Consider the following 23,875-nt stretch of genomic DNA (forward strand, 5'->3'; position numbering starts at 1 on the left):
GGTTGGCGCAACCCAACATTTTAAAAAACGATTTTTAACCGATTTTTCTAGTTTGCCCAAAAGAAACCTGCCATAAAAACAAAAAAAGACCTTACAAAATAAGGTCTTTTTTTCTTACAGCTAAGATTTTTAGCCCGCTGTGTCAAGCAGCATACTGCGGATATGACCGATGGCTTTGGTTGGGTTTAGCCCTTTTGGACATACTGACACGCAGTTCATGATACCACGGCAACGGAACAAGCTGAATGGATCGTCAAGACGTGCCAAACGTGCTTGGGTGTCGCTGTCGCGACTGTCAATGATAAAGCGATAGCCGTTTAGTAGCGCTGATGGGCCTAGGAATTTGTCTGGGTTCCACCAGAATGATGGGCAAGACGTCGAGCAGCAAGCGCACAAGATACATTCATACAAGCCGTTTAGCTTTTCACGATCTTCTGGCGATTGTAGACGCTCTTTTGGTGGCGCAGGCTGATTGTTGATCAAGAACGGCTGTACTTTTTCGTACTGGGCGTAGAATTGGTTCATATCTACAACCAAGTCCTTAATCACAGGCAAGCCCGGCAACGGACGCACAACGATTTTATTTGGCAAGGTGTTCATGTTAATCAAACACGCCAAGCCGTTTTTACCGTTGATGTTCATACCGTCAGAACCACAGATGCCTTCACGGCAAGAGCGGCGGAAAGTCAGGGTTTCGTCTTGTTTTTTTAGACGCAAAAGCACGTCCAGCAGCATACGATCTGATTCTAGCAGCTCAATCTCGTAAGTCTGCATATAAGGGGCGTTGTCCTTGTCAGGATCGTAGCGATAAATCTCGATAATGCGAGTTCCACGACTCATAATTTTCTCCAAATGTCGTGGGCGCTTGGCGGCAGCTTCGCGCCCAAAATTTGCTAAAATGTCTTAGAAAGTACGAACTCGTGGCTCGCAATATTCAACGGTCAATGGCGTTTTACGCACTGGCTTGTAAATCACACGGTTGCCTTCAGAATACCAAAGCGTGTGCTTCATCCATTCGTGGTCATTACGTCCAAGCGGCGCAACTGCATCATCAGCAGGACGCTCATAGTCAAGCACGCTGTGCGCACCACGGCACTCATGGCGTAGCGCAGCTGATAGCATGGTCGCTTTGGCAACTTCGTATAGGTTTGCCACTTCTAGCGCTTCAATACGAGCGGTGTTAAACACGGCTGATTTGTCTTTTAGGTGAATGTTGTTCACTTTATCAGCCAATGCCAAGATTTTTTCAACACCTTCGTCCATCAAGGCTTGGGTGCGGAATACGCCTGCGTGCGCTTGCATGGTTGCACGGATTTCGTCCGCCACTTCTTGAGCGTTGTAGCCTTCGCTTGAGTTTTGTAGCTTGTCAAGACGTGCTTGAGTGAAGTCTAGCACGCGTGGATTTAGCGGCTTGTAGCCACGATCCGACTTGGCAAATTCGTCCAAGATGTGCTGACCTGCCGCACGACCAAATACCACCAAGTCAAGCAGTGAGTTGGTGCCTAGACGGTTTGCGCCGTGTACTGACACACACGCACACTCACCGATGGCGTACAAACCTTTAATCACACGACCTTCGGTGTACAAGCCTTGCTCGTCCACGTTGCCATCTAGTACAGGCACGGTAACTTGACCGTGAATGTTGGTTGGGATACCGCCCATCATGTAGTGAATGGTTGGTACAACTGGCACTGGCTCTTTGGTGATGTCTACGTTAGCAAAGTTATGGCTGATTTCAAATACTGAAGGCAGACGCTTCATGATTTCGGCATGACCTAGGTGCGTCATGTCCATCACGATGTAGTCGCCGTTCGGGCCGCAGCCACGACCTTCTTTGATTTCTTGGTCCATTGAACGTGATACGAAATCACGCGGCGCAAGGTCTTTTAGCGTTGGCGCATAACGCTCCATGAACGCTTCGCCATGCTTGTTACGCAAAATCGCACCTTCACCACGGCAGCCTTCGGTTAATAGTACGCCTGCGCCCGCCACGCCTGTTGGGTGGAATTGCCAAAATTCCATGTCTTGTAGTGGAATGCCAGCGCGCACCGCCATACCAAGACCATCACCTGTGTTGATGTAGGCGTTGGTAGAAGCCTTAAAGATACGGCCTGCACCGCCTGTTGCCAATACGGTGGTTTGCGCTTGGAAAACTGAGATGTTGCCAGTTTCTTGGTCAAGTGCAATCACGCCATTGATGTTGCCTTCTGCGTCTTTAATCAAATCAAGCGCAATCCACTCCACGAAAAATTGCGTGCCTTTTTCAAGGTTCTTTTGATAAAGTGTGTGCAATAGCGCGTGGCCAGTACGGTCAGCTGCCGCACAAGCGCGTGGCACTGGTTTTTCGCCATAGTTGGCAGAGTGGCCACCAAATGGACGCTGATAAATCGTACCATCTGCGTTACGGTCAAATGGCATACCCATATGCTCAAGCTCATACACCACTTTTGGTGCTTCGCGGCACATATATTCAATCGCGTCTTGGTCGCCCAGCCAGTCCGAACCTTTTACGGTGTCATAAAAGTGGAAATGCCAGTTGTCTTCGCTCATGTTACCCAAAGACGCACCGATACCGCCTTGGGCTGCTACGGTATGACTACGCGTTGGGAAAACTTTGGTCAAAACCGCCACTTTCATACCGCCTTCAACCAGCTGCAATGACGCACGCATACCAGAACCGCCACCGCCAACGATGACTGCGTCAAAGTTTAGCGTTGGGATATTGTGAATTTTTTCTTCTACTGAAGCCATGATTCAATCCTAAGTTAATAATTTTTCAAATTGGGATAATTTTGATACTGATGAATGTTGATAATACCGCCTTAAATTTCACGAAATTATCAATAAAATCAATCAATTACCAAAAAATCATCACACCCCAGAACAAATACACCAAAATCGCCACGATGATGGCAGCTTGAAGCACAAGGCGCAGTCCAGCAGATTTCACATAGTCGGTAAGCACAGTCCACATACCTACCCACGCATGAAATACCAAAGACAAAACCGCCACCAAGCTAAACAGCTTCATTGGCAAGCTCATCATAAAGCCATGCCACACATCATAGGTAACGTCATTAACTAGGAAAAAGCCGACCATTACCACCGCATACACCGCCAGCACCACAGCGCTGATACGTTGCAAAATCCAATCACGAGAGCCTGAGCCAGTCAGACCTGTGGCACTTTTAATACTTGAATTATTTCTAGCCATTAGAACATCACCCATACAAACGATGCGACAATCAAAATAGCGGCGATGATAAAGCTGATGATCGCTGCTGTTTTGCCCGATTTAAATTCTTCATTCATGCCAGCGTCAGCAAGCAAGTGCTTGATACCCATGACAAAATGATAGGCGGTCGCCGCCACAAAAATCCACGCCACAAAGCGAGTAGCGATGTTTGAGAATGCCGCTTCAAAGCCTTCTGGCGATGACAGCGACACCTGCAATACGCACAGCATTACAGGCACAAGTAAAAACAGCACAATGCCAGAAACACGGTGCAAAATAGAAGCCATGGCGATTGGTGATTTTGAGTTCACCGCAATCACTTGGCTTAATGGTAGGTTGATTGGTCTGTTGCTTTTCACAGCGGGCATCCTTATCTGGTTTTCGCCGCAAACTTACGGCAAGGAAAGCTGGCTGGCTACATAAACTGACGAACACCGATCAGCCTATGCCGCGAGCATCACAAATGTAAACTTCCATAAATGATACAAATAAATCCATATTTTTAAACGATAAGCCTTGACAATGCCAATGATTATCGTTTATGAATATCATCGTTTATGAAAGCAGGTTGGTAAATAGATAAATTATAAATCGTGAGCGTAAAATTTACAAACAAAAAACGATATTTTGCGCAAAAATTGGGTAATTTTTTTTGTAAATGATGACAATTATTCGCATTCGTAAATGTTTTTGCACGGCTTGTCGCTCATTTTTGGGCAATTTTGACGTAAATTTTCGTAAATTTAGCGCAGCTTAGGCATACCATACACGCCATTGATGAGTTTTGCACATTTATATTTTTTATTTTCTTTATCATTAAAATAAAACATCGCTCAAATCAGCGCCCCAATCGAATTGTTACAAATAATGTCAAGCAGCCAATAAACGCTTGCCAAACGCCCAATTCCCCACTAAAATCGGTGCATGATTGTTTATTAAATCACAAATTTGGCACGCTGTTTTGTCAGCGAATTTGCCGATTTTCCAAGGATTTAATGCCCACAATCCTCGCAAATTGCACGTTAATGAGTGTAAATTTTTCGTAACGGCTTGCAAGTTTGCGAAAGTTTTTGTATCATCACCTTGCTAAAGATGAATAATAGCACAGCAAATTTGTCGGAAATATAGCGCCAAATAAGCAAAACAAGGACGTCGTGTCTCGTTGTCAATAAAGGGAAAATGACACGAACACGATTCACACTCCACTCTTTTTTCGGCAAGGATTCGCATATTTGACAAGTCGCCATGGCAGGTGTTTTCAAAATATGCTCACGCCTAAAAAGAGCCAACAACCAAAAGAGGTTTATTATGTCAGAAGTTAAATTAGTCGTGGACGGCACCGAATACGAAATGCCTGTATTGCAAAGCAGCTTGGGTCGCCCAGTGCTAGACATCAGCGCCATCTCTAAAGCGGGTCTATGGAGCTATGACCCGGGCTTTATGGCAACTGCGCCAGTAGAATCTGCACTTACTTATATTGACGGCGACAAAGGCGAATTGCTGCATCGTGGCTATGCCATTGACGATTTGGCGGACAATGCCGACTACCTAGAAGTGTGCTACGCCCTGCTTTATGGCGATCTGCCAAATGCTGAAGAAAAAGAAAAATTCTACAAGCGTGTAAACAGCCACATGGCAGTACACGACCAACTGCGTAAATTCTTTGAAGGTTTCCGCCGTGACGCTCACCCAATGGCGATTATGATTGGTGTGGTTGGCGCACTGTCTGCCTTCTATCACAACCACCTAGACATCTCTGATCCTGATCACCGTGATGACACTGCGGTGGATTTGATTGCAAAAGTACCAACGCTTGCAGCAATGAGCTACAAATACTCAATCGGCGAGCCGTTCTTGTACCCACGCAAAGACTTCAGCTACGCAGAAAACTTCCTATACATGATGTTCGCCACTCCGGGCGATGTGAACTACAAGCCAAATCCTGTGCTTGTAAAAGCCATGGATAAGATTTTCACCCTGCACGCTGACCACGAGCAAAACGCTTCTACTTCTACCGTGCGTCTGGCTGGCTCAACTGGCGCAAACCCATATGCGTGTATCGCTTCTGGTATCGCAGCACTGTGGGGACCAAGCCACGGCGGCGCAAACGAAGCTGTGCTGAATATGCTTGATGAAATCGGCTCAGTAGAAAACGTGGCTGGCTTCATGGAAAAAGTAAAAACCAAAGAAGCTAAGCTGATGGGCTTTGGCCACCGTGTTTATAAGAACTTTGACCCACGCGCCAAAGTGATGAAAGAAACTTGCGATGAAGTATTGGGCGCACTTGGTATCACCGATCCAAAACTTGCCCTAGCGATGGAACTTGAGAAAATCGCTTTGAACGACCCGTACTTCGTAGAGCGCAAACTGTATCCAAACGTAGACTTCTACTCTGGCATTATCCTAAAAGCCATCGGTATCCCAACGTCTATGTTCACCGTAATCTTCGCCCTAGCGCGTACCGCAGGCTGGATTGCACACTGGACAGAAATGCACTCAGAGCCATTCAAAATCGGTCGTCCACGTCAGCGCTATGTTGGCGAAAAACACCGCGCATTTGTAAAACTAGAAGACCGCAAATAAGCCGTTTTCTCATACAAATCCAAAGCCAGCTCCCTTGTGGGGCTGGTTTTTTTAGCGTTAAATTTTAGCTGATGATTTTTAAACAGCGAAATTATAAAAGCCGTCTCACAAACCATCTCGCAAATTGCAACTCAAGCCATTACAATCCAAACCATCGCAAGACAGTTCATTACAACAAAAAAACAGCCCAACTTTCATTGAGCTGTTTTTATGTTTTTAGACTGGTGCAATTAAGCTGATTTAACTTAATAACACAAGCAAAACAGGAAACGCCAATCGCCTTACAAACCTGCTTGCTTTAGCAAAGCGCCAAAGCTGCCAAGTTTATTATCCGCAGATTTTGGCTTGTCGGTTTTTGTGCGTTTTGGTTTGGCTTTGTCCGCACCATCGTTGAATTTGCCATTTGCTTTATCGGCTTGGCGTTCAGACTTTTGTGTCTTAGGCTGCGCCTTGGACTTTTTATTTTCTGATTTCATGCTAAAGCCAATGCGTCCGCGCGCTTCGTCCACCACGATGACACGCACTTGCACAATGTCTTGTGGCTTGACCACATCGGCAGGATTTTCCACAAAATCGTCCGACAGCTCAGAAATATGCACCAAGCCGTCTTGGTGTACACCCACATCTACAAAGCAGCCGAATGCCGTTACGTTCGTTACCACGCCTTCTAGCACCATGCCCACTTGCAAATCTTTGATGTCATTGACGTCATCACGGAAAGTTGCCGTGCGAAACTCACCGCGCGGATCGTGCGCAGGCTTGGCAAGCTCAGCCAGCACAGTCGCCACTTGGCTAAAATTATCCGTGCTGTCGTTTAGCGCCTTAGCGGCAGCTTCGTTGCCCAGCACATCGTCCAGCGATTTATCTGCCTTGCGTAAAATTTCATACACCAAGCCATAACTTTCTGGGTGTACGCCCGTTGCGTCCAGCGGCTCGCTGCCGTCTTTAATGCGCAAAAATCCAGCCGCTTGTTCAAAGGTTTTCACACCCAAGCGTGGCACGGCTTTAAGTTCTTCGCGGCTTGTAAATGCGCCATTGGCACGGCGATAATCCACGATTTGCTGCGCCACGTTACGATTAAGCCCCGCAATGTGCGCCAAAATCGCAGGACTTGCAGTGTTTACGTCCACGCCCACGGCATTCACGCAGTCTTCGGTAACTTTATTCAGGCTGCCTTCTAGCTCAGTTTGGTTCACATCATGCTGATATTGCCCCACGCCGATGGCTTTTGGCTCAACTTTCACAAGCTCCGACAATGGGTCTTGCAAGCGGCGCGCGATAGAAACCGCCCCACGCACCGACACATCAAGCTCGGCAAGCTCGCTGCTGGCAAGCTCGCTGGCAGAATACACAGACGCACCTGCTTCAGAAATCACCACCGCTTTGGTGGCAAATTTATGCTCATCAATCACCGCTTTTACCAGCTGCTCGCTTTCACGGCTGGCGGTGCCATTACCCACCGCCACAAGCTCTACGCCATGCGTTTTAATCAAATCGGCAATTTTTGCGCGCGCTTCGTCCACTTTATTTTGTGGCTCAAATGGATACACCGTGTCGGTCGCCAGCACATCGCCTGTTGCGTCAATCACCGCCATTTTCACGCCATGGCGAATGCCCGGATCCACACCCAAAATCACCTTGCGCCCTGCTGGAGAAGCCATCAGCAAATGCTTTAGATTCTCGGCAAATACACCGATGGCATCCGTCTCTGCAGCGATACGACGCTCGGTCAAAAGACGATGCTCAATCTGCGTGCGCCATTTTGCCGACCACAGCTTATCAGCCGTATCCGCCAAAAACTCGCCATTATCCGCGTCCATATTCACGCCAAAATGCGCCTTAATCATCTCAATAAATGGCGCATCTTCGCCGTCCACATACAGCACCAGCACATTTTGCTGACGACCACGCAGCATGGCAAGCAAGCGGTGGTTTGACAGCTTGGCAAATGGTTCGCTGTGTTCAAAATAATCCTTAAACTTCTCGCCTGCTTCACGTTTTTCTTCGCCCACAAGCTCACTGCGAATGCTTGCCGTCTTATTAAAGCCTGTACGCACCGCATCCAGCAAATCCAGCGACTGCGCCCATTCGTCCAAAATAATCGCCTGCACGCCAGCCAGCTGTTTGTCGTACTCGTGAAAATCCGCTTCAAAGCTCTCGCCTGCTTCGTCCGTCAGCACATCAGGGCAGCTAAAGTTTGCCAAAGCGTCTTTTGGTGATTTGCCTGCCAAAATTTCCATCGCCACAGGCAAAAGTCCTGCCAATTTGGCACGGCTTGCCACCGAACGGCGACGTGGGCGGTACGGCTGATAAATTTCATCAATTTCCAGCTTGCTTTTTGCTGCCGCCAAACGCTCGCCAAGCTCGTCTGTATAAGCGTTTTGTGCCTTGAGCAGCTCGGTAACTTTCAAGCGGCGCGCCGCCAAATCACGCTCAGCAACCAGCGATTTTTCCAGCACACGCAGCAGCACATCATCAAGACCGCCCGTCTGATCTTTACGATAACGTGCGATGAAAGGCACGCTCGCCCCTTCGTCAAATAAGCGCGCAAACGCTTCTACCTGCGCAGGTTTTACGCCATGCTCGCTCGCCAATTTGGCAAAAATTGCCGCTTGGTCAATTTCCACAGTTTGCTCGGTCGCAGAATCAAAAGTCGGTACGGCGCTCAAATCAGCCGATGAAGTGGTGCTAATATCAGTCATAAATCATTTTATAAAGTTGAACATGGTAAACTCGCCGCCTGCAAGCGTTTATCAACAGCTCTGCCGATTGCTTTGCTCATTGCTTTTTGGTCGCTTTGCCAACTGCTTTATCAGCCGCTTTGCCAAAACTTTGTCAATCGCTGGGCGTGCGTGCTTGCCATTATAGCAATTTTTCACGCCAAGTTGTCAAAAGCACGGCAAATTAACGCCAAAAAACACGCCCGAAGCCACAAAAATCACAAAACTTGGCAACTCATCATCGCCAAAGCGTGCCAGATGTAAAAAATTGGTGTAAAATTTGGTAAAAATGCGAAAAACAGTTACATTTTTTTGTGCAATGTTGTACACTTAACAGATGAATGCTGGCAAATCCAGCAAGCCAAACACCAAAGCAAATACTTTAAAGGAATCGCCATGACAGAAATTCACGAATCCATCGCTCATCGTATTTTGGTCGTTGATGATGACGCACGTTTGCGCACTTTGTTGCAGCGTTTTTTGGAAGATGACGGCTTTATCGTGCGTGTAGCGCATGACGGCAAACAAATGGACAAATTCATCGCGCGTGAGCTGTTTTCGCTGATTGTGCTGGATTTGATGCTGCCAGACGAAGACGGCATCGCCATTTGTAAGCGTCTGCGTGCCGACAATGCCGACATTCCAATCATCATGCTCACCGCCAAAGGCTCGGACGCTGACCGCATTGCTGGGCTAGAAGCAGGCGCAGACGACTATCTGCCAAAACCTTTCAACCCAAAAGAGCTGCTGGCTCGCATCAAAGCGGTGTTGCGCCGCCATAACAGAGAGCTGCCCGGTGCGCCAAGTCAGCAAATGGAAGTGGTGGAATTTGGCCCTTGGACGCTGGATTTATCCACACGCACGCTCAAACGAGACGGCAACGTGGTAACGCTCACCACTGGTGAATTTAGCGTATTAAAAGCACTGGTGCAGCACCCAAGAGAGCCTTTGACGCGCGATAAACTCATGAATTTGGCGCGCGGACGTGAATGGGGCGCAATGGAGCGCAGCATTGATGTGCAGGTGTCTCGCCTGCGCCGCCTGATTGAAGATAATCCATCACAGGCACGCTATATCCAAACCGTGTGGGGCGTGGGCTATGTGTTTGTGCCAGATGGCGCGGAAGGCTGATTTTCTCATCATGCGCAACCATAAATCAAACCAAGCTGTCAGATGATGGCTTGGTTTTTGTTTTATCGCATTCACACCGAGCAACAGCTTGGCAAAAGTCCGCTTGGCAAAAATAAAACCCCTTGTGTGGAGAGACAAGGGGTTTTGTTTACAATGAATGCGTCTAATCAGAAGTTATAACGCAGACCTACTTTTGCGCCGTATTGATTGATTTTGGCATCGGTGCTGAAAAATTCGCCAAGATGATTGTATTCTACGCCAGCATCAAGCGCTAGATTTGGGTTGATGGCGTATTGCACGCCAGCCAGTACGCCAGCAGCCACAACGGTATCCTTGGCATGGTCGTTTTCTGCCTGATTTACACCCAAGCGCGCGCCAGCATACGGAGTAACGCCTGACACTGGAGCGAAATCATAGATAGCCGACAAACCCACCGAGCGCATCGTAGTTTCCCACACCACTTCAGCTTTGTCGCTAAACTTACCAAAATCTGTATAATCAAGCTGATAACGCACCGCGCCTGTATCCTTACCTACTGCCACGCTGTAGCTTGCGCCGCTGTCTTTCAACTTTTTACCAAGCTCTTTGGCTTCTAGTTTAGAATAACCCACATTACCTTGAACATAGTAGCCAGAGTTGGCCATTGCCAGAGTAGAAACGCCTGCCAATGCAGCAGCCAATGCAAATTTTTTCATATCATTTCCATCAAAATAAGCGCAAAAGCGCAATCATATCCCAGCGACTGATGTCAGTCGCAAGCCTTTGATCAGCTCATGGTCATTCTACCCCTCTTCCCGCAATACTTTTGCAAGGGTTTGTTACAATTTTTTTAAAATTTGCAAAAAATAATTGACAAGTATTTGAATTTATTCATTTAAAAAACAAAAAAGACAACCCATCAGATTGCCTTTTTCTCAAATCCAAACTCACTGCCTGCGCTTTAACAAATACACGCCTGCAAGCGTGCTGATGACAATCGGCAACAGCGCCATCAACAAAGGCGATATGCCAGCCGCCAGTGCGATAAATCCTGTCAAATCCGTCAAATAACTAAACAGCAACCCTGTCAATAACGCCAGCACAATGCGCAGCCCCAAGCCTTGCGAACGCAGCGAACCAAACACAAAAGACGACGCCACGAGCACCAAAGACAGCACCGCAAAAGGCGACAGCAGCTTTTGCCAAAACGCCACTTCATGACGCAGCGAACGTGAATCTTGGTGCTGCATAAGCTGACCGTGCGCATACAAATCCGTCAGCGACATATCTTCAGGCTCTTTGGTGAGCAAATGCACATCGGTCGGCGCAATCGGCAGGCTGAGCAATCTGTCATCATCATGCGCGCGCGACACGCCAGCAGTGCTGATTTGCACTTCGTCCACGCCTTGCAGTTGCCAAGTGTATTCGCCAGCGTTTGCATTGCTTTTTATTTGATTGGCTTGATTGGTTTGGTGCTGATAAATGCCAGAATCCGCGCGTAAAGCAGCCGTCAAATTGCTCGCTTCGTCCAGCCGATAACGCTTGGTTTCGCCAAGTTTGCCATCGCTGTCGGCATAGCTGATATACACAACGTCTTGACCGCCATCACGCGGCACAACCGACCAATAGCCATGCACCGAAGTGATTTTATCGTCTTGTATGTGCGATTTGATGATTTCGGCTTTTTGGTTGGCGATGGGCAGCACAAACTGATTCACCCCAAGCGCAATCAGCACAAACAACACCGCAGGAATCATCGTCCAGCCAATGATTTTATACAAGCTCAAACCCGCCGCACGCATACTGGTCAGCTCGCTGTGATTGGCAAGCAAACCTAAGCCCACCACTGCGCCCAAAAGCGCGCCCGTTGGGATAAATTGCACCAAAAAATACGGCGAACGATACAGCATATAATGCAGCGCGTCCATGGCGGTATAGCTGTCATTGACATTATCAAGCTCGGATAAGTACGCAAACACTGTCTGTAAAAGCCACAGCCCCACCACTGCGCCCAGCATGGCAAGCAAGGCGGCACGCATGACGTAGCGTGGCAAAATCATCGTTTTCATAGCTTGCTCCGCTTAGTTTGTGGGGTTTGAACGCTTGGATTTTGGGTGTTTAAATTGTGCGCATTTTGGTGTTTGGCAAGACGAAACCGCGCCATGATGCGCTCGTGATAATTTAAATACAGCGCAAACGCAAAAAACAGTGCAATCACCACAGGATATGCCCACACGCCAAGTTTGCCCTTGCTGATGCTTTCTTTGAGCGAAATGACAATCAGCGCACTCGCCACAAAAATAAACACCGAAGGAATCAGCTTAAACCAGCGCCCTTGTCTTGGTCGCACCTGCGCAAGCGGCGTGGCAAGCATGAGCGCCAAAATAATGAGCCAAGGCAAACTCACACGATAGCCAAGCTCAGCTTTGGCTTCTGGCACATTGTCATAAGGCAGCTTGCCTTGTACCACCGCCCATAAATCCGCCGTGCGCCAGCCTTCAATTTTCACAGGCTTAGCTTCATTTGGCTGCGCCACATCAAGGCTAATGCGATAACGCTCAAAGCCCACTTGGCTGTATTTACGGCTGGTTGCGTCCACTTCATAACGTCTGCCTTGATGCAAATCCAGCTGCAGCACACCGCCATCGCCTGACACTTGCGTGGCGGATTTGGCATAAATCAGCGTGTCTTTTTCACTAATCAGCTCGCTTGGAATTTTATGCTCGGAAAATTCAGACAATGCTTGCTGCTGCTCGTCTGTCAAGGGCGTTGCCGCTTGTTTTGGCGTATCACTTGCCATCTGAATGACTAAAACGTCTTGTAAATATTCACGATTTTCGCCAATCTCGCCAACATACAAATGATAATCGCCACTGCTGATGAAAGATTTTGGCTTGATTAAATCAAACACTTCCACCAAAGATTGTTCTTGCCATAAATTCGCCGCACGCTCCACGCCCCAAGGCTTGCCAATAAGCGCAATCCACGTCTGCAGCACAAACGCCAAAAGCACCAAAGGCACAAGCAAACGGCTCAATCTGCCACGACTGATACCGCTGCCCACGACAATCGCCATCTCATGATCGGCATACATTCGCCCCAGCACCAGCATGAGCGCGATAAAAAACGCCAGCGGAAAAATCAGCTCCAAAAAGTACGGCAAATTATAACCAATCAGCGTAAACAGCACGCCAACGTCCAGTCCGCCTTCTACCGCGATGCCAAAATAACGAATCAGCCGCCCACCCAAAAGCATGACCACCAAAAACCCAAGCACAAGGGCGGTGGTTGTGGCAACTTGCCAAGTCATGTAGCGGCGTAAAATCACAAATAAAATCCCTAGCTGATTTGATAAAAATGCAAGCGCATATGGCAACTTATGGCAATGATTTACCAGCGTCAAATTTGCCATTGTCAAACTTGCTATTATAACAAAAACCGCCACAAAAACCACACTAACCGCCAAGCCAAGTTCAAGCATTTTAAAGCGCTTGTTAAAGACTTACGATTTCACGGCAGAATTTATCGCTTTGGTGTGGCAAAGCCTGCAAAATGTGCTACACTAAAGCATGCCCAAAGTGGCTTATTTGTGCGGCTGCGATATTTTATGATTTTATGCCGCACACCTAATGACAACTTGGCAAGTGTTTAAAAAGTATGCTTAAATCAAACTTAAGCCAGCCTACTTTTAAGACCACGCCCAACAACTTTTTAAACTTTCACACAAACAACAGTTAGGAAGATAGCATGACAACTTTAGCGTTTGACAGCAAACTTGGCGTGAAAAAAAGCGCCAAAAACGCACCGCACTTGATTATTTTTGCCGACAGCGATGGCAAGATTCTAGGCGGTTTTGACAACGACACCAATCTTGAGCGCGCAGCAAATTTAATCAGCGCCGCCAACTTTTCAGGCGCACTTGGCGAAACCGTGAGCGATTACGCCCTAGCCGATAAAGCGTCTGCCATCAGCGTGATTGGCGTGGGCAAACTTGGCAAACTGGCAAATAACATCGCCAAAGTCGCAGCCGCCGCCTTTAAAGCTGGCAAAAACAGCAAAAATGTAGTGATTTTATGGGGCGATGTGCTGTGCCAGCAGCATTTTGGGCAATTTGCCTTGGCGTTTTTGAACGCAGGCTATCGCTTTGACACTTATAAATCAGAAAAAACCAAAACCACGCTAAGCACCGCCACCATCATCAGCACCAAAGATACCGCTGCCGATTATGAGCGTGCTTTGGCGCATGCACAGGCGACTTTCATCGGTCAAAGCCTTACGCGCGATGTGGCAAACGAAGCGCCAAACGTGATGAACCCAAGCGAACTTGCCAAAGTCGCCAAACAACTGGGCAAAGAGTATAGCGATGTCGTAAACGTCAATGTGCTTGGCGAAAAAGAGATGGCAAAACTTGGCATGGGCTGCTTTTTGGCGGTGTCAAAAGGCTCGGACGAAGAAGGTAAGCTCGTTGTCATTGAATACTTTGGCAAATCTGGCAAAGGCAAAAAAGCCAAACTTAAAAACCCAATCGCCCTAGTCGGCAAAGGCATTACTTTTGACACTGGCGGCATTTCGCTAAAACCAGCCGCTGGCATGGACGAGATGAAATACGACATGGGCGGCGCGGCTGCCATGCTGGGTACGATTAAGGCGGTGTGCGAAGCTCGCCTTGCGCTGGATGTCGTGGTGGTGCTGGCGTGCGCTGAAAATATGCCATCTGGCAAAGCGTCTCGCCCGGGCGACATCGTTACCGCCATGAATGGCATGAGCGTAGAAATCCTAAATACTGACGCTGAAGGCCGTCTGGTGCTGTGCGATGCGCTGTGCTACACCCAAGACAACTACAAACCTGCCACCATCATTGACGCTGCCACCTTGACAGGCGCGTGCGTGATTGCGCTTGGCGGCGTGCGCTCTGGATTGTACAGTAATGACGAAGACACGCTGTTTGCCCTGCAATCAGCTGGCGAATACTCAGGCGACTTAGTATGGCAAATGCCGCTGGACGATGCCTATGACGCACAGCTAAAATCTACCTTCGCAGACGTGCAAAACATTGGCGGACGTGAAGCTGGCTCGGTAACAGCAGCGTGTTTCTTGCAACGTTTTATCAAGGAAAACCAAGCGTGGGCGCACCTTGACATCGCAGGCACGGCTTGGCAATCTGGCGAAAACAAAGGCGCAAGCGGTCGTCCTGTGCCGATGCTGGTGCAATATCTTGCCAATCAAGTAAGCAACTAAACCCAAACCATCAAAGCCGCCCATCGCCTGATGGGTGGTTTTTTGGTGGCAAGATTTAAAGTTTGTAAAATTGACAGATTTGCTGGCAAAATATAGCCGTGATTGGATTGGTGCTACAGGTTGAGTTGGCAAGGTAAATCATCAGTCCAGCTAGCAAAAAACTCAGCTTTTAAAAACAAATTTTTAATCCATAGGAAGCTGTCATGGCAACGCTGATGCAAAAAGACGTACTGCTTGAGATGGTGTTTTTTATCAACGCTCGCGTTTTTCATGCCGAAGGTAAAATCAGCGAACGTGAAATGATGAATGACTTGATTTGGCTGGGCGCTAAGAAAAATGAGTATTATGGCACCGATGAAAGCAGGCTTGATTATGACGCTGAATTAAGTGAATTAAAAACTTTAAAACACAAGTACGAAACTTTATGCGCTTAATCGTTGATATTTAAAATACACCAAACGCTCGTTCATTTTACAAATTTAAAACCCAAAACCATCATAAATGCTAAATACAACTCAAGACGTGTTTGCACCGCCTAAACCCAATTCCAAAACCGCTGCAAACATCGCCAAAACATTTTATAATTAAGCAAACCAACCGCCAAACACAAATATGCGCAACAATCCGCACAATACCAAAACCCACAACCAAACCCTAACCATCGTCAGCGTAACAGGACATCAAGCCTACGCCGAAGGGTCGGTTTTTGCCATTTTGCGCAGCCGTGCTGAGCTGCTGCACAGATTTCCTGATGTGCAGTGTCTGCTTGTCAGTCCAGAAAAACCGCACGATTTGCCTGACGAAATTCGCCACATTTGCTGCTCGCCTTTTAGTTATTTTGAGTACAATCTTTTTATGGTGTACATGCTCGGCTCGCTCATTGATACCGACTTTGCGCTCGTGGTGCAAAATGACGGCTGGGTGATTGACGGCACAAAATGGCGTGATGAATTTTTGGAGTATGATTACATCGGTGCGCCCATCGCCCATTTTTATGAAATTCACGACCACGAACCCACGCATTTTTATGATCATATGTTTTGGGCGAAGCATTGGCAAAATCCACCCCAAAATCTGCACACGCCCCAAAATGGCGGTTTTTCGCTGCGCAGTCGCAAGTTGCTTGATGCGCCGCGTGCGCTGAATTTAGAATATAAAATCCACGCACCTAATGCCTTTAACCCTGCTTCTGGCAAGCCTGTGGGCATAAAATGGGGGCATGGCGGCTATCATGAAGATGTGTATCTGACCACCGCCAAACGGCAGCTGCTTGAGCAACACGGCATTAAATTTGCGCCTTTGCCCGTGGCGGCACTGTTCTCGATGGAAATGATTACTTGTCAAATATGCTATCAAATCCCCATTGACGAAGTGTTCGGCGCGCACTTTTGCTCAGGCATGATCTTAACTGGTACTAACAGCGTGCTTTTGGCAGACCCGTTTTATCACACCGATGAAATGCTGAGCAATTTTCCCACCATCAAACGCCTAAAAGACCTTGGCTATCAGCTGTATCTTGACGAAAATACGCCTGCATGACTGCCAAATTCATAACAAAACCCAAATCACCTTTTGCGATTTGGGTTTTATTTTGTCAATCAATTAAGCTAAGTGAATCTAAGTTAATCAAGATAAGTCAATTAAGCCAAATCAATTAAATCCAGCCAATTAAACCAAGCCAAACGCACTCACTCTTGTTTGCGCTTGGCTTCAAAAAACAGCATATCAATCACCACGAACGCCATGCCCACGCAAATGCCAATATCGGCAATATTAAAAATCGGATAATGCCACACATCTGCATAATGAACGTGAATAAAATCAATCACATAGCCGTGTATAAAGCGGTCAATCACATTGCCGATTGCGCCGCCCAGCACCAACGCCAGCCCAAAAGACAATAAGTGTGCTGATTTTGGCACTTGGCGCAAATAAGTGATGATGAATACCGACACAAACAAGCCTAGACCTGCAAAAAACCACTTTTGCCAGCCGCCAGCGTCCGCCATAAAGCTAAATGCCGCACCGTAATTATACGCCAGCGTCCAGTTTAACACAGGCGCAATCACGTCCATCGTCTCACCAAGCTCAAAGCGTGTATTAAAAAAATACTTGCTGATTTGGTCAATGACAAGCACGAACGCCGCCAGCAGATAATAACGAGTCGCCAGCTTGCCATTGGGCGCAAGGGTTACGCTTAGATTTTTGCTAGAATTAGGCATAGCGGCGCTCTCCACCTTCACCAAAGGCATTGGTTACGCAGCGGCCGCACAGCTCTGGATGTTCGGCATTTGCGCCCACATCGGTGCGAATGTGCCAGCAGCGCACGCATTTTTCGCCCACAGCAGGCGCAATGCGCACACCCAGCTCGCCATCGCCTTGCTTGACGGCAGCATCACTGGTGATGAACACAAAGCGCGCTTCATCGCCCAGCTTGTCAAGTGCGCTAAACACCGCACCGCTTGCGCTAATTTCTACTTGGGCGGTTAGGTTGCTGCTTACGGTCTTGGCGATTCGCGCATCTTCAATCGCCTTATTCACCGTGTCTTTCACCGCCAAAATCGCTTCCCAATCGCTGACGCTGATGTCGTTCATTGCAGGCTGTGGCAGCTCATACCAAGTTTGGGCAAAGATGTATTTGTCATTCTCAGCATCACTGCGCACAAATGCCCACGCTTCTTGGGCGGTGAATGGCAAAATCGGCGCAATCCAGCGCAACAAAGCGTGCGCAATGTGATGCAGCACCGTCTGCGCTGAGCGGCGTGGCTTGCCATCAGCGCGCGTGGTATAAGTGCGGTCTTTGATGATGTCTAGGTAAAATCCGCCCAGCGACTGTGAACAAAACGCACTCACCGTCTGCACCGCTTGGTGAAATTCCATGTCGTCATACGCTTTGGTGATGGCGTCTTGCGTGGCTTTGGCGTGCGTCAGCATGAATTTATCCAAGCTCACCAGCTCATCAAGCGCCACGCTGTCGGTCGCAGGATTAAAATCGCTGGTATTCGCCAGCAAAAAGCGCACCGTATTACGAATGCGGCGATAAGTGTCCACCGCGCCTTTAAAGACTTTCTCGCCTGCGCTCATCTCGTAGCGATAATCAGCAGATGCAATCCACAAACGCAGCATATCCGCGCCTGTTTTGTCAATTTCACGCTGCGGCTCGATGATGTTGCCAAGTGATTTACTCATCTTACGGCCGTTTTCGTCCACCACAAAGCCATGCGTCAAAACTTGCTTAAATGGTGCACGTCCGTGAATCGCTTCAGACGTCAAAAGCGATGTCTGGAACCAGCCACGATGTTGGTCGCTGCCTTCTAGGTACATATCGGCAGGATTGGCAAGGCTGTCGTCTTGGTCAAGCACCGCAAAATGTGTCGTCCCAGAATCAAACCACACATCAAGCGTGTCGCTCACTTTATTATACTGGCTGGCTTCATCGCCCAAAAAGTCCGCACAACTGGCTTCAAACCACGCTTCAATGCCGCCTTTTTCAATCATTTGCGCCGCTTTTTCAATCAGCTCGCTGGTGCGTGGGTGCAGCTCGTCCGTCTCTTTGTGCGTGAAAAAGGCAATCGGCACACCCCAAGTGCGCTGACGGCTGATACACCAGTCAGGACGGTCAGCCACCATCGCTTCAATGCGGTTTTGCCCCCAAGCAGGTGTCCACGTTACGTTTTTGATGTCGGCAAGCGCCTTTTCACGCAGCCCCATTTTCTCCATGCTGATAAACCACTGCGGCGTGGCACGGAAAATGATTGGCGTTTTGTGTCGCCAGCAATGCGGATAGCTGTGGCGGATTTTGTCGTGTTTTAAAAGATTGCCAGAATTTGCCAATGCTTCTAAAATCTGCGGCTGTGCTTTATAAATATGCTCGCCCACAAATACCTTGGCGGCTGGCAAATACACGCCTGTATCGCCCACAGGATTTTCCACTGGCAAATTGTATTTTTGACCTACGTTATAGTCGTCCACACCGTGCGCTGGCGCGGTATGCACAAGCCCCGTACCACTGTCAATGGTAACGTGTTCGCCCAAAATCAGCGATACTTCACGCTCGTCAATCAGCGGGTGCTGCACCTTAACAAACTCAAGTGCTTCGCCTTTTAATTTGGCAAGCTCGCCCAAATTCTCAAGCTCAAGCGTCTCAAGCACGCTTTTCGCCAATTCGCTGGCAAGCAGCAGCACGCCTTTGGCAGTCTTAATAAAGCTGTATTCTTCGTGTGGATTGATGCTGATGGCTTGGTTGGCAGGCAGCGTCCAAGGCGTTGTCGTCCAGATGACCGCATACGCCTTCTCATCGCCCAAATCCACCACGCCTTTTGCGTCCGTGATTTCAAAGCCCACAAAAATGGCGTCTGATGTCTTATCGGCATATTCCACTTCCGCTTCCGCCAGCGCAGACGCACAGTCCAAGCACCAGTTCACAGGCTTAAGCCCACGCACGATATGACCGTTGTCATAAATCTTGCCAAGCGCACGTACGATGTTGGCTTCTTGGGCAAAATTCATGGTGAGATAAGGATTATCCCAATCGCCCAGCACACCAAGACGCTTAAAATCTTTCATTTGCAAGGCGATTTGGCTCGTGGCATATTCACGGCACAGCTTACGAAATTCGGTGGCATCCACTTTTTGACCGACTTTACCGACTTTTTGTTCCACTTTTTGCTCAATCGGCAAGCCATGACAATCCCAGCCCGGCACATACACCGCATCAAAACCAGACAGATTTTTTGACTTGGTGATGATGTCTTTTAGCACCTTATTGACCGCATGACCTAGGTGAATTTGTCCGTTGGCGTATGGCGGGCCATCGTGCAAAATGTACTTTGGCAAACCCTTTTTGATGGTGCGAATTTTTTGGTACAAATCGTCCGCTTCCCACTCAGCCAGCCAGTTCGGCTCACGCTTGGCAAGATCGGCACGCATAGGAAATGGCGTGTCGGCAAGGTTTAAGGTGTTTTTATAATCAACAGTCATGGTCGCTATCTTAGGTTTGTTTGTGTGAATTTTACCGTTTTACAATGTCAATTTGGCTTGGCAAATGCCGTAAAATCAACAAAGCCAAATCGCAATAAAATGCTCTATTATAGCAAGTTTTTGGCAAAGTAACAGCTTAAAGTACGCCAAATCGCACAAAAATCCTGCGCAAAACCACCAAAAACCACACAAATGCACAAACTTTTTTATCATCAATGAAACGTGCGTTCAAGTCTGCGTTTGCCGTTGCGTTTGGGTGGCGTGCGCTTTATAATACGCACATTTACAAAAAGCCCACACAATAGCAACTTTTAGTTAAATTGCAAAAATGATTATTGCGCATTTAAACAAGGCATTTGCAGGCTGATTGTAAATTTATCATCACAAACCCAATCCAACACAAATCAAAACCTAAGGTGAACACATGAGCGGCTTTTTTGCCAAATGGCGTGCCTACGAAGGCGATATCAACCAAAAACCTGTCGCCACCAATGAATATTTGCCGCCCTTACAAAGTGCGGTGCTGGGCTTGCAGCACGTCTTGGCGATGTTTGGGGCAACGGTGCTTGCGCCTTTATTGATGGGATTTGACGCCAATCTTGCCATCATGATGTCAGGCGTTTGTACCATTTTATTTTTCATCATGACAGGCGGACGTGTGCCAAGCTATCTTGGCTCATCTTTTGCTTTTATTGGCGTGGTGGCAGCGGCAACGGCGCACGCCACAGGCTCAGGTGCCAATCCAAATCTTGGCGTGGCACTGGGCGGTATCATCGCTTGTGGTATTTTGTACGCTTTGATTGGGCTTGTGGTGATGGGCGCAGGCACACGCTGGATTGAAAAACTCATGCCGCCTGTGGTAACGGGCGCTGTGGTGATGATTATCGGTCTAAACCTTGCGCCTGTAACGGTGGCGAATGTCGCAGGCAAGCCGTTTGAGCTGGTGATGACGCTCGTTACTGTGCTGTGCATGGGGGCGATTGCGGTGTTTGCGCGTGGCTTTTTTCAGCGTCTGCTTTTACTTTTGGGCTTGGGTTTGGCGTATGCTTTGTATGCGCTTGCCGCCAATGTCTTTGGGTTTGGCGCACCGATTGATTTTAGTGTGATTGGCAAGGCAGCATGGTTTGGCTTGCCGACTTTTAGCACGCCTGTATTTGATGTCAATGCCATGCTCATCATCGCACCTGTGGCGTTTATTTTGGTGGCGGAAAACCTAGGACACATCAAGGCGGTGGGCGCAATGACGGGCGAAAACCTAACGCCACAGCTGGGCAAGGCGTTTTTTGCCGATGGCGTGGCAACAACGCTGTCTGCTGGCGTGGGCGGCACAGGCATGACCACTTATGGCGAAAATATCGGCGTGATGGCGGTAACTCGTGTGTACTCCACCATCGTTTTTGCCATCGCTGGCGTGTTTGCCATTTTGCTGGGTTTATCGCCAAAATTTGGTGCGATGATTCAGACCATTCCTTCGCCCGTTTTGACTGGTGCAAGCATCGTGGTCTTTGGTCTAATCACCATCGCTGGGGCGAAAATTTGGATTGATAATCGTGTGGATTTCTCCAACAACAAAAACCTGATGGTCGCCGCCATCACCATCATCTTAGGCACGGGCAATTTTGGCTTGATGATTGGTGATTTTGACCTTGGCGGTATCGGCACGGCAACTTTCGCTGCCATCATTTTGCACTGGATTTTTAGCCTGCGTGATGACGACACGGCAAAATAATTCTTGAAAAAGTGTTATAAGTTGGGTTGGCGAAGTACAGCCCAACTTTTTTAATGTAATTTTTTGAATTTGTTGGGTTTTCGCTTTGCTCAACCCAGCCTACCTATCGTTCTTTATTTGAATGCACAGCTGTAAGTTGGGTTAGCGTAACCCAACGTTTTTAAAATCGCCAACTAATTATTGGGTTTTTGCAAATTCAACTTAGCCCACACATCACCCCAAACCCACCTATCATAAAACACAACTCTTTGACAAAAAGTCTTTGCCAAATGCGATTTTTCTTGTTATGATAAACATACATTTTAAATACATCTTTAGAACACCCAAGCGATGTGATTTAAAATGTCTATCTTTTTCACACAAGGAGTATCGTATGAGCGCCGAAACTTACACCCCAAATGCTGACGAACAAACCGCCAACCAAACCGAACAAAAACCACAAGAACAAGGTGAAGCCAGCCCTTGCTGTGGCGGCTGCGGTGGCGCAGGACACTGATTATTTATCCGCTTTGGTTTGACGCACGTTTACCAAACGGACAACCATCACAAAACACATCGGGCGACCGCTTTTTGTCGTTTGGCAAAGAGCGGTTTTTTACGTTAAGCTATTTTTTACGTCAAGCTATTAAAGCTATTAAATTGTTGGGTTTTTGGGCTTGTAGGTTAGCTTGGCAAAGCATAGCCCAACATTTGTAGAACCAACCGCCAAATTTCACCGTACCGCCATCATTGCGCAGATACTTTTGCAGACAGCAAGGTTTTGCGCTACAATAAGCAGCTTGCTTTTTAAAAAAATTTACCAACCCAAACCACACTTTACGCCACCATTTTATCAATCCATCGTTCATCAAGCCATCGCCATGACCGCCCTACGCAACACCCAAATCCCCACCACCGACCCTGCCGCAGGTTTGCGCCTGACGGAGATTTTTTATTCGCTGCAAGGCGAAGCGCTGACGATGGGCTTGCCGACCATTTTCGTGCGCCTGACGGGCTGCCCTTTGCGCTGCACTTATTGCGACACCACTTATTCTTTCACAGGTGGCGAGCGTTTTGGTTTGGACGAAATCATGGTAAAAATCGCAAGTTTTCCGTGCAAACGTGTGTGCATTACAGGCGGTGAACCGCTGGCACAGCCGAACGCCATCGCACTCATGCAAATGCTGGTGGCAGCAGGGTTTGAGGTGTCGCTTGAGACTGCAGGCGCATTGTCTGTCAAAGATGTGCCGCCGCAAGTTTCTAAAGTCATGGATTTAAAATCGCCTTCGTCTGGCGAATGTGAGCGCAATTTGTGGGAAAATTTGGCGCATTTGACCACGCACGACCAAATTAAAATCGTCATCGCCGACCGCGCCGATTACGACTGGGCAAAACAAATGCTACAAACGCACGAGTTGCACAAAAAATGCGGTACGGTGTGGTTTTCACCCATGTTTAACATTGACGAAGCGTACAAAAGCGATGTGCCAATGCTTGCCACAAACCTTGCTGAGTGGATTTTGGCGGACGCTTTGCCTGTGCGTTTTCAGTTGCAGCTGCACAAAATCATCTGGGCAGACGCCAAGGGCAAATGAGTGCGCGCTTGCGGTTTATTGCCTTGCTAAAATTACAAAATAGGCGAAATTTAACTTTGCAAACTGGCAAATTTTTGCTAAAATGGCGGATTATTCCCCTGTTTTTATATTGATAAGAGAACATCATGGCACGAGTTACGATTGAAGATTGCTTGCAAAATGTGGATAATCGTTTTGAGCTGATTTTGGTTGCCAGCCGCCGTGCTCGCCAATTAGCAAAGGGCAGCGTTGAGCCAACCGTTACCGTAGAAAACGACAAACCAACCGTATTGGCGCTGCGTGAAATCGCCGCTGGCAACGTTACCAAAGACATCTTGGACGAGCCAGAAGAAGTGTTTGTAAAGTCTGTGCCACAGTTTGATTTGTCGCTAAGCCCAGCGGATTTCTAAGACTTTTGATTTCTAAGTCTAGCAAAGCACATCTAAATAAAAGCCACACCTTTGCGTGTGGTTTTTTTTTACGTTTGACTAGCGAAGCAAACTTTTACAAGCTGAACAAAATTCATACTACCTTGAGCATTTATCAAAAAAACCCATTTTATCATCATAAAAATCCATAAATACACCACAAAATCCCATTGACAAACAGGCAAATAATTGATTTATTATAAGGTTCTCACTGCTGTTTTTGTCAAAGGATTGTCGGCGGTTTTTTGATTTGGGTTTAAATTTTAAGCGTTCAATTTAGCATAAAACTTGGCATAAAT

Annotated in this window: 20 protein-coding genes; 9 read left to right on the forward strand and 11 right to left on the reverse strand. The window is 47.8% G+C overall.

Features of this window, described 5'->3' with window-relative positions:
• Nucleotides 1-129: 129 nt before the first annotated feature.
• The 4 genes from B0181_RS06910 to sdhC all read right to left on the reverse strand — a co-directional run bounded on the left by B0181_RS06910 (nt 130) and on the right by sdhC (nt 3,603).
• Complete coding sequence (locus tag B0181_RS06910; protein WP_078276778.1) at nt 130-840, reverse strand: succinate dehydrogenase iron-sulfur subunit; 711 nt, start codon at nt 838-840, stop codon at nt 130-132.
• A gap of 63 nt (nt 841-903) precedes the next feature.
• On the reverse strand, nt 904-2,751 hold the full coding sequence (sdhA, locus tag B0181_RS06915) for a succinate dehydrogenase flavoprotein subunit (protein WP_078276779.1): 1,848 nt from the start codon (nt 2,749-2,751) through the stop codon (nt 904-906).
• A gap of 106 nt (nt 2,752-2,857) precedes the next feature.
• Nucleotides 2,858-3,214 (reverse strand): succinate dehydrogenase, hydrophobic membrane anchor protein, encoded by a 357-nt coding sequence (gene sdhD / locus B0181_RS06920; protein WP_078276780.1) that lies wholly within the window; start codon nt 3,212-3,214, stop codon nt 2,858-2,860.
• Nucleotides 3,214-3,603, reverse strand: coding sequence for a succinate dehydrogenase, cytochrome b556 subunit (sdhC, locus tag B0181_RS06925; RefSeq protein ID WP_078276781.1), 390 nt, complete (start codon nt 3,601-3,603; stop codon nt 3,214-3,216). The genes sdhD and sdhC overlap by 1 nt, the downstream gene beginning before the upstream one ends.
• Nucleotides 3,604-4,543: 940 nt before the next feature.
• On the opposite strand from sdhC, the gene gltA reads away from it, so the two are divergent.
• The gene (gene gltA, locus B0181_RS06930; RefSeq protein WP_078276782.1) at nt 4,544-5,818 is read left to right on the forward strand and encodes a citrate synthase; all 1,275 of its coding nucleotides are present in this window, start codon (nt 4,544-4,546) and stop codon (nt 5,816-5,818) included.
• 281 nt (nt 5,819-6,099) lie between these two features.
• Here gltA and B0181_RS06935 read toward each other — a convergent pair whose 3' ends face one another.
• The gene (locus B0181_RS06935) at nt 6,100-8,520 is read right to left on the reverse strand and encodes a helix-hairpin-helix domain-containing protein (protein ID WP_078276783.1); all 2,421 of its coding nucleotides are present in this window, start codon (nt 8,518-8,520) and stop codon (nt 6,100-6,102) included.
• Nucleotides 8,521-8,934: 414 nt separating this feature from the next.
• Between B0181_RS06935 and ompR the strand changes: the two genes are divergently transcribed.
• Nucleotides 8,935-9,669 carry an osmolarity response regulator transcription factor OmpR gene (gene ompR / locus B0181_RS06940; RefSeq protein WP_078276784.1) on the forward strand — a complete coding sequence of 245 codons (735 nt, stop codon included), beginning with the start codon at nt 8,935-8,937 and terminating at the stop codon, nt 9,667-9,669.
• Nucleotides 9,670-9,836: 167 nt separating this feature from the next.
• On the opposite strand, the gene B0181_RS06945 is transcribed toward ompR, so the two are convergent.
• The 3 genes from B0181_RS06945 to B0181_RS06955 form a co-directional block, all read right to left on the reverse strand.
• A complete protein-coding gene (locus tag B0181_RS06945) occupies nt 9,837-10,364 on the reverse strand; it encodes an opacity family porin (RefSeq protein ID WP_078276785.1) in 528 nt (175 codons plus the stop codon).
• A gap of 231 nt (nt 10,365-10,595) precedes the next feature.
• The gene (gene lptG / locus B0181_RS06950) at nt 10,596-11,717 is read right to left on the reverse strand and encodes an LPS export ABC transporter permease LptG (protein WP_078276786.1); all 1,122 of its coding nucleotides are present in this window, start codon (nt 11,715-11,717) and stop codon (nt 10,596-10,598) included.
• The gene (locus B0181_RS06955; RefSeq protein ID WP_242620155.1) at nt 11,714-13,060 is read right to left on the reverse strand and encodes an LPS export ABC transporter permease LptF; all 1,347 of its coding nucleotides are present in this window, start codon (nt 13,058-13,060) and stop codon (nt 11,714-11,716) included. The genes lptG and B0181_RS06955 overlap by 4 nt, the downstream gene beginning before the upstream one ends.
• A gap of 335 nt (nt 13,061-13,395) precedes the next feature.
• On the opposite strand from B0181_RS06955, the gene B0181_RS06965 reads away from it, so the two are divergent.
• The 3 genes from B0181_RS06965 to B0181_RS06975 all read left to right on the forward strand — a co-directional run bounded on the left by B0181_RS06965 (nt 13,396) and on the right by B0181_RS06975 (nt 16,425).
• Nucleotides 13,396-14,886 carry a leucyl aminopeptidase gene (locus B0181_RS06965; RefSeq protein ID WP_078276788.1) on the forward strand — a complete coding sequence of 497 codons (1,491 nt, stop codon included), beginning with the start codon at nt 13,396-13,398 and terminating at the stop codon, nt 14,884-14,886.
• Nucleotides 14,887-15,089: 203 nt separating this feature from the next.
• Complete coding sequence (locus B0181_RS06970) at nt 15,090-15,320, forward strand: hypothetical protein (protein ID WP_078276789.1); 231 nt, start codon at nt 15,090-15,092, stop codon at nt 15,318-15,320.
• Nucleotides 15,321-15,498: 178 nt separating this feature from the next.
• Nucleotides 15,499-16,425: a DUF5672 family protein gene (locus B0181_RS06975; protein ID WP_078276790.1), complete on the forward strand. Its 927-nt coding sequence runs from the start codon at nt 15,499-15,501 to the stop codon at nt 16,423-16,425.
• 149 nt (nt 16,426-16,574) lie between these two features.
• Here B0181_RS06975 and lspA read toward each other — a convergent pair whose 3' ends face one another.
• Both lspA and ileS read right to left on the reverse strand, forming a co-directional pair.
• Nucleotides 16,575-17,108 carry a signal peptidase II gene (gene lspA / locus B0181_RS06980; protein ID WP_078276791.1) on the reverse strand — a complete coding sequence of 178 codons (534 nt, stop codon included), beginning with the start codon at nt 17,106-17,108 and terminating at the stop codon, nt 16,575-16,577.
• Nucleotides 17,101-19,866 carry an isoleucine--tRNA ligase gene (ileS, locus tag B0181_RS06985; protein ID WP_078276792.1) on the reverse strand — a complete coding sequence of 922 codons (2,766 nt, stop codon included), beginning with the start codon at nt 19,864-19,866 and terminating at the stop codon, nt 17,101-17,103. Before ileS ends, lspA begins: the two co-directional genes overlap by 8 nt.
• A 424-nt stretch (nt 19,867-20,290) precedes the next feature.
• Between ileS and B0181_RS06990 the strand changes: the two genes are divergently transcribed.
• Nucleotides 20,291-21,595, forward strand: a complete 1,305-nt coding sequence (locus tag B0181_RS06990) for a solute carrier family 23 protein (RefSeq protein WP_078276793.1) — start codon at nt 20,291-20,293, stop codon at nt 21,593-21,595.
• 373 nt (nt 21,596-21,968) lie between these two features.
• A complete protein-coding gene (locus B0181_RS12460) occupies nt 21,969-22,091 on the forward strand; it encodes a hypothetical protein (RefSeq protein ID WP_278044952.1) in 123 nt (40 codons plus the stop codon).
• Between the two features lie 121 nt (nt 22,092-22,212).
• Here B0181_RS12460 and B0181_RS06995 read toward each other — a convergent pair whose 3' ends face one another.
• Nucleotides 22,213-22,443 carry a hypothetical protein gene (locus B0181_RS06995; RefSeq protein WP_078276794.1) on the reverse strand — a complete coding sequence of 77 codons (231 nt, stop codon included), beginning with the start codon at nt 22,441-22,443 and terminating at the stop codon, nt 22,213-22,215.
• Nucleotides 22,444-22,455: 12 nt separating this feature from the next.
• On the opposite strand from B0181_RS06995, the gene queE reads away from it, so the two are divergent.
• Together queE and rpoZ are read left to right on the forward strand one after the other, a co-directional pair.
• The gene (queE, locus tag B0181_RS07000) at nt 22,456-23,169 is read left to right on the forward strand and encodes a 7-carboxy-7-deazaguanine synthase QueE (RefSeq protein WP_078276795.1); all 714 of its coding nucleotides are present in this window, start codon (nt 22,456-22,458) and stop codon (nt 23,167-23,169) included.
• A 125-nt stretch (nt 23,170-23,294) separates the two neighbouring features.
• Nucleotides 23,295-23,558, forward strand: a complete 264-nt coding sequence (rpoZ, locus tag B0181_RS07005; RefSeq protein WP_078276796.1) for a DNA-directed RNA polymerase subunit omega — start codon at nt 23,295-23,297, stop codon at nt 23,556-23,558.
• Nucleotides 23,559-23,875 lie beyond the last annotated feature (317 nt).

The organism is Moraxella caviae (assembly GCF_002014985.1).
Classification (GTDB): domain Bacteria; phylum Pseudomonadota; class Gammaproteobacteria; order Pseudomonadales; family Moraxellaceae; genus Moraxella; species Moraxella caviae.